At 41.7% G+C, this 15,776-nt stretch carries 14 protein-coding genes and 1 riboswitch; of the genes, 13 read left to right on the top strand and 1 reads right to left on the bottom strand.

Features of this window, described 5'->3' with window-relative positions:
- Positions 1 to 60 precede the first annotated feature (60 nt).
- The 5 genes from bioB (at position 61) to uvrB (ending at position 6,334) form a co-directional block, all read left to right on the top strand.
- Complete coding sequence (bioB, locus tag PSE60_RS10740; protein WP_248445337.1) at positions 61 to 1,098, top strand: biotin synthase BioB; 1,038 nt, start codon at positions 61 to 63, stop codon at positions 1,096 to 1,098.
- Positions 1,098 to 2,255 carry an 8-amino-7-oxononanoate synthase gene (gene bioF / locus PSE60_RS10735; RefSeq protein ID WP_272665408.1) on the top strand — a complete coding sequence of 386 codons (1,158 nt, stop codon included), beginning with the start codon at positions 1,098 to 1,100 and terminating at the stop codon, positions 2,253 to 2,255. The genes bioB and bioF overlap by 1 nt, the downstream gene beginning before the upstream one ends.
- Positions 2,233 to 3,018, top strand: a complete 786-nt coding sequence (gene bioC / locus PSE60_RS10730) for a malonyl-ACP O-methyltransferase BioC (RefSeq protein WP_272665407.1) — start codon at positions 2,233 to 2,235, stop codon at positions 3,016 to 3,018. Before bioF ends, bioC begins: the two co-directional genes overlap by 23 nt.
- Positions 3,011 to 3,688 (top strand): dethiobiotin synthase, encoded by a 678-nt coding sequence (gene bioD, locus PSE60_RS10725; RefSeq protein ID WP_272665406.1) that lies wholly within the window; start codon positions 3,011 to 3,013, stop codon positions 3,686 to 3,688. The genes bioC and bioD overlap by 8 nt, the downstream gene beginning before the upstream one ends.
- A gap of 627 nt (positions 3,689 to 4,315) precedes the next feature.
- Positions 4,316 to 6,334 carry an excinuclease ABC subunit UvrB gene (gene uvrB / locus PSE60_RS10720; protein ID WP_115167709.1) on the top strand — a complete coding sequence of 673 codons (2,019 nt, stop codon included), beginning with the start codon at positions 4,316 to 4,318 and terminating at the stop codon, positions 6,332 to 6,334.
- Positions 6,335 to 6,546: 212 nt separating this feature from the next.
- On the opposite strand, the gene PSE60_RS10715 is transcribed toward uvrB, so the two are convergent.
- Positions 6,547 to 7,455, bottom strand: a complete 909-nt coding sequence (locus PSE60_RS10715) for a gluconeogenesis factor YvcK family protein (protein ID WP_004909155.1) — start codon at positions 7,453 to 7,455, stop codon at positions 6,547 to 6,549.
- A 291-nt stretch (positions 7,456 to 7,746) separates the two neighbouring features.
- Here PSE60_RS10715 and PSE60_RS10710 point away from each other — a divergent pair, with 291 nt between their 5' ends.
- From PSE60_RS10710 to PSE60_RS10675, 8 genes are all read left to right on the top strand, one after another.
- Complete coding sequence (locus PSE60_RS10710) at positions 7,747 to 8,244, top strand: RNA polymerase sigma factor (RefSeq protein WP_272665405.1); 498 nt, start codon at positions 7,747 to 7,749, stop codon at positions 8,242 to 8,244.
- 2 nt (positions 8,245 to 8,246) lie between these two features.
- Positions 8,247 to 9,188 carry a FecR family protein gene (locus PSE60_RS10705; protein ID WP_272665404.1) on the top strand — a complete coding sequence of 314 codons (942 nt, stop codon included), beginning with the start codon at positions 8,247 to 8,249 and terminating at the stop codon, positions 9,186 to 9,188.
- Between the two features lie 134 nt (positions 9,189 to 9,322).
- Positions 9,323 to 11,989 (top strand): TonB-dependent receptor, encoded by a 2,667-nt coding sequence (locus PSE60_RS10700; protein ID WP_272665403.1) that lies wholly within the window; start codon positions 9,323 to 9,325, stop codon positions 11,987 to 11,989.
- Between the two features lie 430 nt (positions 11,990 to 12,419).
- A riboswitch (molybdenum cofactor riboswitch) is annotated at positions 12,420 to 12,559 on the top strand.
- Complete coding sequence (moaA, locus tag PSE60_RS10695) at positions 12,549 to 13,529, top strand: GTP 3',8-cyclase MoaA (protein ID WP_272665402.1); 981 nt, start codon at positions 12,549 to 12,551, stop codon at positions 13,527 to 13,529. It overlaps the preceding riboswitch by 11 nt.
- Positions 13,530 to 13,553: 24 nt before the next feature.
- Positions 13,554 to 14,030 (top strand): cyclic pyranopterin monophosphate synthase MoaC, encoded by a 477-nt coding sequence (moaC, locus tag PSE60_RS10690; RefSeq protein ID WP_109910974.1) that lies wholly within the window; start codon positions 13,554 to 13,556, stop codon positions 14,028 to 14,030.
- Positions 14,030 to 14,275 (top strand): molybdopterin synthase sulfur carrier subunit, encoded by a 246-nt coding sequence (moaD, locus tag PSE60_RS10685; protein WP_004909166.1) that lies wholly within the window; start codon positions 14,030 to 14,032, stop codon positions 14,273 to 14,275. The genes moaC and moaD overlap by 1 nt, the downstream gene beginning before the upstream one ends.
- A 1-nt stretch (position 14,276) precedes the next feature.
- The gene (gene moaE, locus PSE60_RS10680; RefSeq protein ID WP_004909169.1) at positions 14,277 to 14,729 is read left to right on the top strand and encodes a molybdopterin synthase catalytic subunit MoaE; all 453 of its coding nucleotides are present in this window, start codon (positions 14,277 to 14,279) and stop codon (positions 14,727 to 14,729) included.
- 133 nt (positions 14,730 to 14,862) lie between these two features.
- The gene (locus PSE60_RS10675) at positions 14,863 to 15,570 is read left to right on the top strand and encodes a Bax inhibitor-1/YccA family protein (RefSeq protein ID WP_210836063.1); all 708 of its coding nucleotides are present in this window, start codon (positions 14,863 to 14,865) and stop codon (positions 15,568 to 15,570) included.
- The last annotated feature ends 206 nt before the right edge of the window (positions 15,571 to 15,776 follow it).

Here is a 15,776-nt window from a genome sequence, read left to right as displayed (position 1 = left end):
AGTTGACATGATAATCGCAATATTTAAACTGGCAACAACTTTTTCAACTGGAGCGTTTCCGTGAGCCAATTAAAACAGTGGACAATAAAACAAGCTAATGAACTGTTTTCAATGCCTTTTTTTGAATTATTATTTCAGGCACAGCAAATTCATCGCCAACATTTCGACCCTCAGCAAGTGCAAGTCAGTACTTTGTTATCGATTAAAACTGGGGCTTGCCCTGAAGATTGTAAGTATTGCGCGCAAAGCGCCCGCTATAAAACAGGGCTAGAAACTGAAAAATTAATGGAAGTTCAGCAAGTTTTGGAATCGGCGAAAAAAGCGAAACAAGCAGGTTCAACTCGTTTTTGTATGGGCGCAGCATGGCGTAACCCAAAAGAACGTGACATGCCCTATTTGGAAATGATGGTGAAAGAAGTGAAGTCACTCGGGATGGAAACCTGTATGACTCTGGGAATGATTGATAACGCCCAAGCTCAACGCTTAGCAGAAGCAGGGTTAGATTATTATAACCATAACCTTGATACTTCTCCGGAATACTACGGCAATATTATTACGACTCGCAGTTATCAAGACCGCTTAAATACACTCGAAAATGTACGAGATGCAGGGATCAAAGTCTGCTCGGGTGGGATTTTAGGCTTAGGTGAAAAAGTTAGTGACCGAGCGGCCTTATTAGTCCAATTAGCCAATTTACCGAAACCGCCAGAAAGTGTGCCGATCAACATGTTGATGAAAGTGGAAGGCACCCCAATGGCAGATAACGAAGATGTCGATGCATTTGATTTTATTCGTACTATTGCCGTTGCACGCATCATGATGCCAACGTCATACGTTAGGCTGTCAGCTGGCCGTGAATACATGAATGAGCAAACTCAGGCATTATGTTTTATGGCCGGCGCAAACTCCGTATTCTACGGGTGTAAATTATTAACGACGCCAAACCCGGATGAAAACAAAGACTTGGCACTATTTAGAAAACTGAATATTAACCCTGAGCGTATTGAAACCGACGAAGGGGATAACCATCAAGCTGCTAAGTTAGCCGAAACGTTGTTAACTGCTGATAACGCTCAATTTTATAACGCTGCAGTATAATGACTTGGCAATCATTTATACAAAACCAGATAGCGCAGCGTAAGCAGGCGTCTATCTGGCGTCAACGTCAGTGCATTGATCATGCGAATGGTCGGTCTCTTTATTTTTCCGGAAAAGAATATCTCAACTTTTCATCCAATGACTATTTAGGGTTATCTCACCATCCCCAAGTGGTTGCCGCTTGGCAACGTGGTGCCGATGAATATGGCGTGGGGAGTGGGGGATCGGGACATATCACAGGGTTCACCAAAGCACATGATAAATTAGAACAAGCGCTCGCGGGTTGGCTAGGCTACCCAAAAGCCTTATTGTTTATTTCTGGCTTTGCTGCGAACCATGCGGTGATCACGGCATTAATGACGGAAAATGATCGTATCTTAGCGGATAAGCTCAGCCATGCATCGATCATGGAAGCCTCAATTCATTCGGGGGCTCAATTAAGGCGCTTTCATCATAATAACCCGTTATCACTCGAAAACTTAATCCGCAAGCCTATTTCGGGTAAAACGCTTGTTGTTACAGAAGGCGTTTTTAGTATGGATGGTGATAGCGCTCCTCTTCAACAATTACAAGAAATAACAAGAAATCAGCATGCTTGGCTGATGGTTGATGATGCACACGGTATTGGCGTTATCGGAGAACAAGGCCGTGGTAGCTGCTTTGCGAGTGGGGTTAAACCTGAAATTTTAGTCGTGACATTTGGTAAAGCATTTGGTTTAAGTGGCGCAGCGGTGCTGTGTGATGAGCCAACGGCTGAATTTTTTATCCAATCTGCACGCCATTTAATTTATAGCACTTCGATGCCTCCGGCTCAGGCCGTTGCTCTTCTGGCGGCCGTTGAGCAAATTCAGTTCGCAGATCAGGCACGAGAAGACCTTAAGCAACATATTGAATATTTTAGACATAATGCTGATTTTCATGGCATGCAACTGACCCATTCAACGACGGCTATTCAGCCATTAATTGTTGGCGAAAACCAAGCTAGCCAACAGTTAGCCAATTTTTTACGCAAAAAAAATATTTGGGTGCAAGCTATCAGGCCGCCAACGGTTCCGCCTGGTAGTGCTAGGTTACGGATCACATTAAGTGCTGCACACCAACGTCAAGATATCGATCAATTATTGGAGGCTTTACATGACTTTATCGCTCAGTCGTGAAAAGCATAAAATTGCAGCGGCATTTGGCCGTGCAGCTAAGAGTTATGATGCAGTGGCAAGTTATCAACGATCAACAGGAACACAACTCCTTGATCAACTGACTTCAGTCTTAAATTGCTCACAATCAACGGCGCCATTGCATATTTTAGATGCAGGGTGCGGTACGGGCTATTTTAGCCATAAATTGAAAAATCAAGGACATCGCATCACCGCATTAGACCTTTCTGTGGGAATGCTTGAAATGGCACAAACGAAAGCTGTGGCCGATCATTATTTATGTGCGGATATAGAATCCATTCCATTAGATTCACAAACCTTTGATGTGGTTTTTTCAAATTTATCGGTCCAATGGTGCCAAGATCTGAGTAAAGCATTAAGCGAATTGTATCGGGTGACAAAACCGGGTGGAGTTGTGGTGTTCACTACGCTTGCAGAGCATTCTCTCACCGAATTATCTTCAGCTTGGCATTCACTTGACGGCTATTCGCATGTGAATTCCTTTCTCAGTGTTCAACAGATACGAAATAGTTGCCAGTCATGGAGACATAAACTTATTTTTCAGAAGGATACACTCTATTTCCCTGAGTTAATAGCACTGCTTCATTCATTGAAAGGAATTGGCGCGACACATTTGAGCACTGGGCGTAAAGCAGGGCTAGTGACCCGGCAGCATTTGCAGCAACTTGCCTTGCTCTATCCAATGACAGAGCAAGGCTTACCTTTAACTTATCATACGGTGTTTGGAGTGATTTACCGTGACTAAAGTGTATTTTGTAACAGGAACGGATACAGAAGTAGGGAAAACCGTTGTAAGTTGTGCTTTACTGCAAGCCGCAGGTTATCAAGGTTTGAATACGGTGGGCTTTAAGCCCGTTGCATCTGGAAGTGAACTCACGGTGGATGGGTTGCGTAATAGCGATGCGTTATTATTACAAGCCTATAGCCGAGTAAAATTACCCTATCAGGCGATTAACCCGATTGTGTTTGAAGCACCTACTTCGCCACATATTATTAGTGAAGAACTAAATCAACCTATTGAATTTTCAATAATCAATCAAGGGTTGACTTATTTGAAATCTCAAGCTGATTGGTTATTAGTGGAAGGTGCTGGTGGCTGGTATACCCCGTTATCCGTAGAAAAAACGTATGCAGATTGGGTGATTGAGCAGCAGTTACCCGTTATTTTAGTGGTTGGTGTTAAGTTAGGTTGTATAAACCATGCATTGTTAACCATGGAATCTATCGAAGCTTCAGGTTTGCCTGTGGTTGGTTGGGTCGCCAATGAAGTTGAACCTGCTGGTCGTTTTCAAGCACAATATTTGTTGACACTTAATCGAATGATTAAGGCACCTTGTTTAGGTGTGATCCCACATCAAGACACACTTAACGGTGAATTAGGCAGCTATTTGGATCTTTCTTTATTAACTCTTTGATTATATAAAATTTATAAATATTTCCCCCCAAGTAAGTCAAGTGCTTGGGGCTGATCAATTGTTAAATAGAGATCCGATCTTTTTTAACGTTCTCAACTGAAATACTGTCAAGTATTTCAGTAAAAATACCACTCAGATCTTAATAAAAAATATAAAATCTGTTTTTCATCGCAGTTACTACGTAAAAATTTTTTCATTAAACTGCCATCTTTTTGTCATTTAGCCTCTATTGAACAAATCTTAGGGATCTTGTGAATCCATGGGCCTAAAGGGCTTCAAGAGTTATCCACCATTTCTGTGGATAACCTTGTGTATTAACGTTATAAAACAAGTTCTACGCTAGGCGACAAGCGGCTTTGACTTTATTTGATGTGATTCTGGACTTTAAATTAATTTATAATAAATACAAGTGGTTAAATAAAATCAAGCCTTCAATTTGTATTTGAGATACGGCATAAAAATGCAATAGCATAAAATATAAAGTTTCAAAAAGGTCAAGCACTTTTTTGGGGATAACATTTCTATAAACATATTAGAACGGAGAATAACAGAAAATTTAGCTTCAATACTTGAAGCTGGTTTTTTATCCAGTATCATAATGGGAGAAACTAGTTAAGGGGCGTTAATATGAGTAAGGATTTTAAGCTGTATTCTGATTTTCAGCCGGGAGGGGACCAACCCGAAGCCATCCATAAGTTAAGGGAAGGGCTACAAGATGGACTTGCTCATCAAACCCTATTAGGGGTAACGGGGTCCGGTAAGACGTTCACTATTGCCAACGTTATTGCGCAAGAGAACCGGCCTACCATGTTAATGGCGCATAATAAAACCTTAGCGGCACAGCTTTATAGCGAAATGAAAGCCTTCTTCCCAGACAACGCTGTGGAATATTTCGTTTCTTACTATGACTATTATCAACCTGAAGCTTACGTCCCAAGCTCAGATACTTTCATTGAAAAAGATGCGTCTGTAAACGAACACATTGAGCAAATGCGATTATCTGCGACCAAGGCCTTACTCGAACGCCGTGATGTGATTGTGGTGGCTTCTGTCTCGGCTATTTACGGTTTGGGTGACCCTGACAGCTACTTAAAAATGATGCTGCACCTGACGGATGGCATGATTATCGACCAACGCTCAATTTTAAGGCGTTTAGCAGACTTGCAATATACGCGGAATGACCAAGCTTTTACGCGAGGGACTTTCCGAGTTCGTGGTGAGGTTATCGATATTTTTCCTGCGGAATCAGACGAGTATGCCTTACGTGTTGAGTTGTTTGATGACGAAGTTGAACGGTTGTCATTATTTGACCCATTGACAGGGCAAATACAACATCGTGTCCCTCGTTTCACCGTTTATCCAAAAACGCACTATGTCACACCGAGGGAGCGTATTCTCGAAGCAATGGAACAAATTAAGGTTGAATTAGCGGATAGACGAAAAGTATTACTAGAAAACAATAAATTACTTGAAGAGCAACGTATTACTCAACGAACGCAATTCGACTTAGAAATGATGAATGAGCTCGGTTATTGTTCAGGTATTGAAAACTATTCACGCTACTTATCGGGTCGTGCTCCTGGCGAGCCGCCGCCGACACTATTCGATTACTTACCCGCAGATGGCTTGCTGGTGGTGGATGAATCTCACGTTACCATCCCGCAAATCGGTGCGATGTACAAAGGGGATCGCTCAAGAAAAGAAACCTTAGTTGAATATGGGTTTCGTCTCCCTTCTGCTTTAGATAACCGCCCAATGCGCTTTGAAGAATTTGAAGCCTTAGCCCCTCAAACTATTTATGTGTCGGCTACTCCGGGTAACTACGAGCTCGATAAATCAGGCAATGAAGTGATTGAGCAAGTTGTTAGGCCTACTGGCCTACTTGACCCGATTATTGAAGTCCGCCCAGTTACTACCCAAGTGGATGATTTATTGTCTGAAATCCGTATCCGTGTGCAGAAAAATGAGCGTGTATTAGTCACCACTTTAACAAAACGCATGGCAGAAGATTTAACGGAATATCTCGAAGAGCACGGTGAGCGAGTGCGTTATCTTCACTCAGATATCGATACAGTCGAGCGTGTGGAAATTATTCGTGACCTGCGACTTGGTGAGTTTGATGTACTGGTTGGGATCAACTTATTAAGAGAAGGCTTGGACATGCCAGAGGTCTCTCTAGTGGCTATTTTGGACGCGGACAAAGAAGGTTTCTTGCGTTCAGAACGTTCGCTTATTCAAACCATAGGGCGTGCGGCTCGTAACTTAAATGGTAAGGCAATCCTCTATGGAGACAGGATAACCAACTCCATGCAAAAAGCGATTGCAGAAACAGAGCGTCGCCGTGCTAAACAAATGGCGTTCAACGAAGAGCATGGCATCGTTCCACAAGGTTTGAATAAGAAAATCGGTGATATTCTGCAAATTGGTCACAAAGTGGGTGGTAAAGGAAAAAACCGCACGAAAGACAATGGTAAAAATAATAATTCGGTTGATATCCAATCGATGTCGACAAAAGAGCTGGAGCAACGGATTTCGCAACTTGAAGCGCAAATGTATAAGCATGCTCAAGATCTTGAATTTGAAGCGGCTGCGCGAGTCCGAGATGAATTGCAGGAGATTCGCTCCCAGTTTATCGCTAATTCATAATTTTCTTCATACTTCACGCTGTGGGGGTGTTGGCTGCGTTTAGTCACTCGGGTCACATATTTATGTATGCTCCCCGAGCTGCCAACACTTGCCGCCTACCCACAACGCAAAGTATTTTGAAAATAGATTTTGTGGAAATACGGGAAACAAAGGGCTAATTTTAGGGAAGGTTTTCCGCTGCGGGTATTTAGCAGCGGAATGGCGGTTGGGGATTATAACAAGTTGATGGTTTCTTCGATGGCTTGCAGTAACAGCTTTCTATCATGGCGATAGGGAATATCGTCAGCTTCGAGTACCCGTTGAATTATTTTGCGTTCAGGGCTGATATTGCTTGTTTGTGTGCGAGGACCAAGGATTAACGCATCAATTTTTTGGCAACCAATATAATGTTCCATCATTTTTAGTTTGTCAGGCAAAGACAGGTTTGCTGCTGGGGAGCTAATTTCTTTCGCTAAATTACCAATATAAATCATCGGGGCTTTACATTCGCGCAGTGCAGCTGCAATTTCATCCAAAAGCAATAATGGCATTAAACTGGTAAAAAAGCTGCCGGGGCCGATAATAATTAAGTCTGCTTGGTGGATAGCCTGTAAGGCTTCTTTCGTTGCCTTTACTGTCGGGTATAAGCGTAATTCTTGCGGGATTTCATGCAGGGCATCAACATTCACCTCACCGTATACTTCATTGCCCATTTCATCGATAGCCATTAAATCAACAGGGGATTCTGACATCGGGATCAACTGCGCATCAACTTTTAGCATATTACGGATAAGATTTATGGCTTCTAGCGGGCGTACACTTAGGTGGTCTAATGATTTTAACATTAAATTACCTAAATTATGCCCTGAAAGCTCACCATTACCGCTGAAACGATATTCAAACATCGCAGAAGCAATGGATGGCTCAGTAATTAGCTGATTTAAACAGTTACGCATATCCCCCCAAGCGATCCCGCCTTCAGAGCGACGAATACGACCTGTTGAGCCCCCATTATCGGTTGTGGTGACAATACCCGTTAAACGAGAACCTAAAGAAGAAAGTGAAGACATCACGCGACCAAGTCCATGCCCGCCACCTAGAGCGACAACATGCCTGAGATCCGCCAGACTGCAATTCGGCATAGTGTTCCTATATCAGTTAATTTTCAGTACTTATAAAAGCAAGTAAACCAGCGAGTTACGAAATGCGTTTTTTTACGCTAAGCCCGTTTTATGGCGACCAAAATAAATTGGGCGTTAATCTACCATAAAACATCATTCTTAGCTTAAGTACTGTGACAAAAAACAATAAAAGAGACGATTCTGTATTGATGTGAGTCTTAGAAGGAAAAATGCACTAGGGAGTTTTCATTTTAAATTATTATCTATATTATGTAAATAATTCTCATTTTCATTGTTTATTTATGGATCAATATGTCTGATTCAGAATTACAGCGCCTGTTTGCTCGCCATTCATCGTCGTTATGCCGTTATCTGAATATGTATCTTAAAGACCATAATTTAAGTATGGATATCACGCAGGAAAGCTTTGCTCGAATGGCAGAGTTAATGAAAACATCAACTATTCAAGATGTTGACGCGTATTTGTATCGAATTGCGAAAAACCTGATGATTGACCATTTCCGGCTACAGAAAAAACAACAATTAATGGCGATCAGTGACCAACAATGGCAAGAGATCCCATCACGGGTAAAAGGCCTTGAAGCCACTGTTATTCATGATCAACAACTCGCACAAATTCAGAATATTATTCAATCTTTGCCGCCCAGGACTCAGGAGATATTTCGCTTGCATCGAGAAGAAGGATTAGCTCAAACGGAAGTGGCGCAGCGCTTAAATATTTCATTAAGCACAGTCGAAAAACATTTAGCCAATGCATTGGCAATGCTAATTCATAAATGGAGAGACTAGTCATGAAGCCATCTGATAGTCCATCTGAAATTGAAAACAAAGCCGCAATGTGGGTTGTTAAAACCACGCAACGAGAGCTGACGTCGCAAGAAAATGAAGACTTTCAGTCTTGGCTGAATGCGTCAGAGCAACATACGTCTACATACTATCGTGCACGGCAATTATGGGCATTAACGGCCAATAAACCGCGACAACAAACAGCAGATAATCAACAGGGAATGAATAAGAAGAGGCAGCCTCGCTATATTGGTTTATCAATAGCGGCGGTTGTACTAGTGAGTGTGTTATCCATGTCAATTTGGTATTTTCAATATACACAGCCAGCGGATTACTATGCGAAAACCGGTGAAATACAGCATATTACCTTACCTGATGGTAGCCGTGTTGACCTCGACAGTGGTGCGCAATTGCAATTAGCATTTAGCCCGCAGTATCGGCAAGTTAATTTATTACGAGGGCGTGCTTATTTTACTGTTGCACCAAAAACGGATACGGAACCAAGGCCTTTTCAGGTTATGGCGAAAAATGGCATAACTCAGGCACTTGGCACTGAGTTTTCAGTTGATAATGAAAATAGCAAAGTGGCGGTCAGCGTTTATCAACACAGTGTAAAGGTGTCACTATTATCAGGGCAGGAAATGGTCATTCCAGCAGGCAATTTTACTCAATATCAATCAGATATAACGCCTATGACTTCCATGGTCAACTCACATTCTGCGGTATGGCGAGAAGGACAAATTATTTTTCAGCAGCAAACCTTTCCGGAGGTTATCGCTGAAATAAATCGATACCGTGACAAGCAAATTATTTTATTGACTGAGGAAAGAGTAGGGCACATTAGTGGTGTACTGCAAATTAATACACTTGATAGTGGGCTAACGAATTTGGTGTCATCGTATGGCTTATCCGTTTATGAAATTCCATTTTTCACTTTAATATATTGATTATTAATAATTAATATAGATATCGAATAATAATAAATTATTTTATAAATATTTATTTACGGGTTTTCCTAATTTCTGCGTCTTAATCTAAGTGATTATGATTTTTATTACCATTATCATTTTAGGGATGGGAAATGACTCAAAAAAAGCACCACTATAAAAAAGCAACACTCTGTGTTCACCTTGCATTATTTACGTTACCTGCATTTTCATTTTTCAATCTAGCACAGGCTAACTCAGCGGTAGCATCCGCACAGCAGGAAATAACATTTTCTGTTGCTGCAGGCTCACTTGAAAATGCTTTGCTGCAATTCGCCTGGCAAGCAAAGGTAGAAATTATCATTCAGAGCCGAGAAATTAATGACTTACAAAGTCAAGGCTTGAAAGGAAGCTTTACGCTACAGGAGGGATTACGTCGATTAATTGGTTCAAACCCTGTGCAATATCAATTACAAAATAACCGAATAACCATTGAGCGTATCGCGCCTACTACTGGTGATTCGGTGATTAAGCTAGATAATATTACTGTCACAGCAAGCCAGATCCAACAAGGGGATTGGGTATATAACAGTCCATCATCCGTCAGTGTGATTAGTAAAAAACAAATTGATGACCGCCCACCAAAGCACATAGCTGATGTGTTAGAGCTAACGACAGGTGTCTATTCGAGTGTTAGCCAACAAGACCCTTCTTTATCTGTGAATATCCGTGGAATACAGGATTATGGCCGCGTGAATATGAATATTGATGGGATGCGGCAAAATTTTCAAAAAAGTGGTCATGGCCAGCGCAATGGTTCGATGTATATCGACTCAGAACTGCTTTCTGGTGTGGAGATACAAAAGGGCAATACAAGTGGAATGGGAAGCGGTGGAACCTTAGGTGGTGTGGCAACCTTCAATACTGTCAACGCGTCTGATTTTTTATCAAAAGATAAAACCTTTGGTGGAAAATTACATGCGAGTACGGGGTCAAATAATACTCACTTTATTGGCAGTAGTGTGCTGGCATTAGGGAATGAAAACGCGGATTTATTGTTTGCGGCAAGTGAACGACGTCTTGGGGATTATAAACCAGGAACTCACGGTGATATTGGTAATATTCGAGTCAATAATGGAGCAGGGCATTATGATGAACTTGCGCACCAATTAAAACACACTCGTATAAATGACAGTAATTACCGAATGACCTCTTATTTGGCAAAGGCCGGCTGGAATATAAGCAACGAGCAGCGTTTGCAATTCAATTACTTAGAAACCAAAGTGGCAACACCAAATGCAGGAACGTTAACGAACTTAGGTAGCTCGTGGCCTTATAAGCTAGGGTGGAAAAGTAGCGGTTTCAGTGATGTAACAGCCAAGAATTATTCCCTTGATTACACTCAATTTAGCGATAACCCATGGAGCACCGAGCTAAAAGGAAAAGTGTATTTTGTTGATACTAAAGACAATACAGACACCTATTCCACTAGCCAAATTTATAATAATGGCTACCAGATGGACACTCGAGTCAAAACGGTAGGGATACAGCTTGAAAATCATTCAGAAATTGAATTTAACCATAACAATGTATTAAAAGCGCATTATGGTTTGGAAACGTTCCAAGACAAAGCGAGTAGTAGTTCGACACGTGAAGCGGCTAGTGGAGTGACACCGGACGGAAAACGTTCATTGAGCTCACTTTTCACTAATTTAACTTATGAATACGATGATTGGTTAACATTAGAAGGGGGAATGCGTTATGACTATTATTCTCTCAAAGGCCAAACTAGCATGAGTTATGCAGTGCTTCCTTATACCAAAGACAATCCATGTACAGGAAGAAGATTACGTGATTGCAAGGTTGTCATGACGACGGAAAATTGGGATGTTGATAACTCAGAAGGGGCATTTTCACCCCATATTCGCTTAGCGGTACGTCCTAATCTGGAATGGATGGAATTGTTTACCAGTTATGGGCGGTCATGGCGCCCGCCAGCGATTACAGAAACGTTAACCACAGGAAGTGCTCACAGTAGTTCGACTCAATTCCCCAATCCGTATTTAAAACCTGAGCGTTCAAATGCTTGGGAAGTGGGTATGAACATCAATTATCCGCAATTGTTTATCGAAGAAGACCGATTTGTGGCGAAAATTGCCTATTTTGATACACGTGTAGATAACTACATTAACTTAGCGATTGACCGTAAAAAGCCAGGGATGGTTAGCCCTAATATTGGAAATGCGGCTTATAGCAACAACTTGGTTGCGACCCGTTTTAGAGGGGTTGAATATCAACTAAATTACGACGCAGGTTTTGTGTATGCAGACCTGACCTTTACCCATATGATTGGCAAAAATAAATTCTGTTCACATCCCGCATGGTTAGGCGGCGTATTGAAGTATGGTGAGGACGTTGGTCCCGGTAACTGGTATGTTGAGCCAAATGAGGCATCAAACAACCATGTGGATTGTGACAGCAGCGCCATTTTTAGTAGTGCAGCGAACCTACCCGGTGACCGTGGTTCCTTTACATTAGGGGGGCGAGCGTTTGATAGAAAACTCGATGGTGGTGTAGTCGTTCGTTTCACGCCAGGTTTTCAAGACTACTCAGCGGAATCAAATTACCCTTACTTAGCTGACTGGCCTAAATATACATTGATTGATTTATACGCAAGTTATGCGTTAACCGATAATTTAACTATTCGAGGAAATGTTGAAAATTTGACCAACCGGGCGTACGTGGTTAGTTATGGGGAAAGCTTGGCCAATACGTTAGGTAGAGGGCGAACAGTGTCGGGCGGGATAGAGTACCGTTTCTAAATACACGTCATACATTACGCTGTGGCGTTTTGGTTAATAAATTTTGTGCCTTACTATTTATTTTTAATTGATATGCCAATTATTCAGTTTGAAATATCGGTTTGATAAGCGTTGAGTGCTGATATTTATAACGTAAACAATTAGATGGGGAGCTTGCTCCCCATTTTAGATCTATATCAATAAATGTTTAATTAAATAGTTAGAGATGTTAATCAATTAGCATGAAATTATGCTTTTTAAAGCCATCTAAAATGCAAAATTATCAGTGATAATAATAGCTTCGGTGATTCTATAATATCTTTTGTAAGTCGTTGTATGTAATAGTATATATCGAATTGTAATTCGCTTTTTCAATTTCTATCGGCTAGAATCCTTACATAAATTAAGTGAACAGAGTGACGCATTTTACAGTTTAAAATCAGTGACTCGGTTCCAAATAAAACTCCTAGCCTTTGCGTCTAAGTTTGAACGACTGAATATGATGCACTGGCCGTGGCCTAGAGCCACCAGGGTGCAAGATAGAAATGTCTGCATCTCCCGTACTTGGAAAGGTGTGATTATGCAGCAACTCGTCGATCAATTTGACCGGAAATTTTACTATCTCCGGCTTTCTATAACAGATGTTTGCAACTTTCGTTGCACATACTGCCTACCCGATGGTTACAAGCCAAGCGGTCGCAATGAATTCTTAACATTAGATGAAATTCGTCGTATCAGTACGGCATTCGCAGAATTAGGCACAGAAAAAGTGCGTATTACGGGCGGAGAGCCGACTATGCGCAAAGATTTCAGTGATATTATTGCTACCATCAATGAAAATGAATCGATCAAAAAAATCGCCGTGACAACCAATGGCTACCGTATGGCGAGAGATGTGCATGAATGGAAAGCCGCAGGGTTAAACGCGATCAATGTGAGCGTTGACAGCTTAGATCCACGCCAATTTGCGGCGATCACGGGACAAGACAAATTCTTTCAGGTGATGAAAGGTATTGATGCTGCTTTTGAAGCTGGCTTTGAAAAAGTCAAAGTGAACGCGGTATTAATGAAAAATGTCAACGATATCGCTTTGAAGTCATTCCTAAACTGGATCAAACATCGTCCTATTCAATTACGCTTTATTGAGTTAATGGAAACCGGCGACGGCAGTGACATCTTCCAGCGATTTCATATTTCGGGCGAAACCATTCGCGATCGCTTAATTGAAGAAGGCTGGTATATGCTTCCTCGCTCTCGTAGTGACGGGCCAGCTCAAGTCTTTAGTCATCCAGATTACCAAGGCGAAATCGGGCTTATCATGCCGTATGAAAAAGATTTTTGCCAAAGTTGTAACCGCTTACGAGTTTCCTCACTAGGAAACCTACATTTATGTTTATTTGGTGAAAATGGTATTCCGCTGCGTGATTTATTGGGGGCAGATGACCAAAACGAAGCGTTAAAAGCCCGTATTCAGCGAGGCTTACACCATAAACGAGAAACCCATTTTCTGCATATGGGTGATAGCGGAATTACACCAAATTTATCCGTAATCGGCGGTTAACTCTTTTTTATTTCAGGAGAAAATATGTCCCAACTGACTCACCTCAATGCGTCGGGCGAGGCGCATATGGTTGATGTTTCAGCCAAAGCTGAAACTGTCCGTGAAGCTCGCGCAGAAGCTTATGTCACTATGAACCCAGCAACTCTAACGATGATTGTTGACGGTAGCCATCATAAAGGAGATGTGTTTGCCACGGCGCGTATTGCGGGTATTCAAGCGGCAAAAAATACCTGGCAGCTTATCCCATTATGCCACCCACTGCTGTTAACCAAAGTTGAAGTGATACTCAAAGCGGAACCTGAGCATAACCGAGTTCGTATTGAAACTTGTTGCCGATTAACAGGGAAAACAGGGGTAGAAATGGAAGCATTAACTGCTGCATCCGTTGCTGCTTTGACGATTTATGACATGTGTAAAGCAGTGCAAAAAGATATGGTGATTGGCCCTGTTCGTTTATTAGAAAAAACAGGCGGTAAGTCTGGACATTTTAAGGTGGAATAATGATCACAGTATTATTTTTTGCTCAAGTACGTGAGCTAGTCGGAACAGAACGCTTAGAACTCACTGACACTTATCAAAAAGTTGAAGACTTACGTCAAGCGCTTTCACAAAAAGGCGATCGCTGGGCGTTGGCACTTGAAGATGGCAAATTACTTGCCGCTGTTAATCAATCATTTGTTTCACTTGACCACCCACTCTCAGAAGGGGACGAAGTGGCCTTTTTCCCACCAGTCACTGGGGGATGATATGGAAAACACCCATATTGCAGTACAAACAGAAAATTTTAGTGTTGGTGAGCAATACCAATGGCTTGCTCAATGCGATAGTGATGGTGCAGTTGTGACTTTTACGGGGAAAGTACGTAACCATAATTTAGGTGACAGTGTTGCGGCATTAACACTCGAACACTACCCGGGAATGACAGAAAAAGCGTTAACAAATATAGTTGTAGAAGCAAAAGAGCGTTGGCCATTGCAGCGAGTCAGTGTGATCCACCGTATTGGTACCTTACAACCTGGCGAAGAAATTGTTTTTGTTGGGGTGACGAGTGCCCATCGAAATGCAGCATTTCAAGCCGCTGAATTTATTATGGATTACTTAAAAACCAAAGCACCATTTTGGAAAAAAGAAACACTACCTGAGAATGAGCGTTGGGTGGAAGCGAAAGAAACCGACGAGGCGTCTGCAAACCGCTGGTAATCGCACTTTTTCCTCTGAAAAATACGAATTTGCTGAATGGTATTGTCAAAAGAATGTGTTAGACTTTGGTTAATTTCTCCGATTGCAGTATTTTTACTGGGTCGATTTTTCTTTTAGCGAAAGGGTAACCATCATGGGTCAGTTTGATCAACGTAATGATTCTCTTGTCCAGGGTGCCAATACTGGCGTTCAGGCATTTATGTCGCAAGTATACGGCTGGATGACAGTCGGTCTACTGCTGACAGCTTTTGTTGCATGGTATTCAGTTAGCAGTGGTTTGTACTACACCATTGCAACCAATAAAATTCTCTTTTTTGGAATGATCATTGCTGAGCTCGGTTTAGTGATGGGGATTTCATTCCTACTGCAAAGAATTAGTGGCATGGCAGCAACGGGCATGTTTATGCTCTATTCATTGCTCACCGGCTTAACGATTTCAGTTATTCTTGCGGCGTATACCGGTGAGTCCGTTGCGGGCACATTTGTCATTACAGCAGTAATGTTTGGTGCATTAAGCTTCTACGGCTATACCACTAAACGTAGCTTAACAGGTATGGGTAACTTCCTGTTTATGGCGCTGATTGGTATTGTTGTCGCTTCTTTGGTTAACATCTGGCTGCAAAGCACCATGATGTATTGGGTGATCACATACGGTGGTGTTTTACTGTTTGCTGCTTTAACCGCGTATGACACACAAAAACTGAAAGAAATGGGTTCACAAATTGATGAAAACGACAGAGAAACAATGCGTAAATACTCTATCATGGGTGCATTATCTCTGTATTTAGACTTCATTAACCTGTTCTTAATGTTACTGCGTATCTTTGGTGACCGCCGCTAATTTGGTTGGCATTCCTCATTACTCCATGAAATGAGGGGATAGCAGTCGTTAAAATTGAAAGCCCTTGTTACTTCGGTAGCAAGGGTTTTTTGATCTAAATACTATCGTAAAATATGATTTGAATATTATTAGTTTGTTTGTAATTCAAGATGTTAATGGTAGTTTCTGCACTTTTAGTTGCACTTCCAAAGCGTAATGTTATTTCT

Origin of the sequence: Providencia sp. PROV174 (genome assembly GCF_028480685.1) — a bacterium.
Classification (GTDB): Bacteria; Pseudomonadota; Gammaproteobacteria; order Enterobacterales; family Enterobacteriaceae; genus Providencia; species Providencia rettgeri.
This window is presented reverse-complemented; position numbering and strand designations above follow the sequence as displayed.

What these genes read in the sequence shown, in the direction of transcription:
- PSE60_RS10700 (WP_272665403.1), top strand. Translation starts at nt 9,323, where the DNA reads ATGACTCAAAAAAAGCACCACTATAAAAAAGCAACACTCTGTGTTCAC.
- moaA (WP_272665402.1), top strand. Translation starts at nt 12,549, where the DNA reads ATGCAGCAACTCGTCGATCAATTTGACCGGAAATTTTACTATCTCCGG.
- uvrB (WP_115167709.1), top strand. Translation starts at nt 4,316, where the DNA reads ATGAGTAAGGATTTTAAGCTGTATTCTGATTTTCAGCCGGGAGGGGAC.
- PSE60_RS10675 (WP_210836063.1), top strand. Translation starts at nt 14,863, where the DNA reads ATGGGTCAGTTTGATCAACGTAATGATTCTCTTGTCCAGGGTGCCAAT.
- PSE60_RS10710 (WP_272665405.1), top strand. Translation starts at nt 7,747, where the DNA reads ATGTCTGATTCAGAATTACAGCGCCTGTTTGCTCGCCATTCATCGTCG.
- bioF (WP_272665408.1), top strand. Translation starts at nt 1,098, where the DNA reads ATGACTTGGCAATCATTTATACAAAACCAGATAGCGCAGCGTAAGCAG.
- moaD (WP_004909166.1), top strand. Translation starts at nt 14,030, where the DNA reads ATGATCACAGTATTATTTTTTGCTCAAGTACGTGAGCTAGTCGGAACA.
- moaC (WP_109910974.1), top strand. Translation starts at nt 13,554, where the DNA reads ATGTCCCAACTGACTCACCTCAATGCGTCGGGCGAGGCGCATATGGTT.
- bioC (WP_272665407.1), top strand. Translation starts at nt 2,233, where the DNA reads ATGACTTTATCGCTCAGTCGTGAAAAGCATAAAATTGCAGCGGCATTT.
- PSE60_RS10705 (WP_272665404.1), top strand. Translation starts at nt 8,247, where the DNA reads ATGAAGCCATCTGATAGTCCATCTGAAATTGAAAACAAAGCCGCAATG.
- PSE60_RS10715 (WP_004909155.1), bottom strand. Translation starts at nt 7,455, where the DNA reads ATGCCGAATTGCAGTCTGGCGGATCTCAGGCATGTTGTCGCTCTAGGT.
- moaE (WP_004909169.1), top strand. Translation starts at nt 14,277, where the DNA reads ATGGAAAACACCCATATTGCAGTACAAACAGAAAATTTTAGTGTTGGT.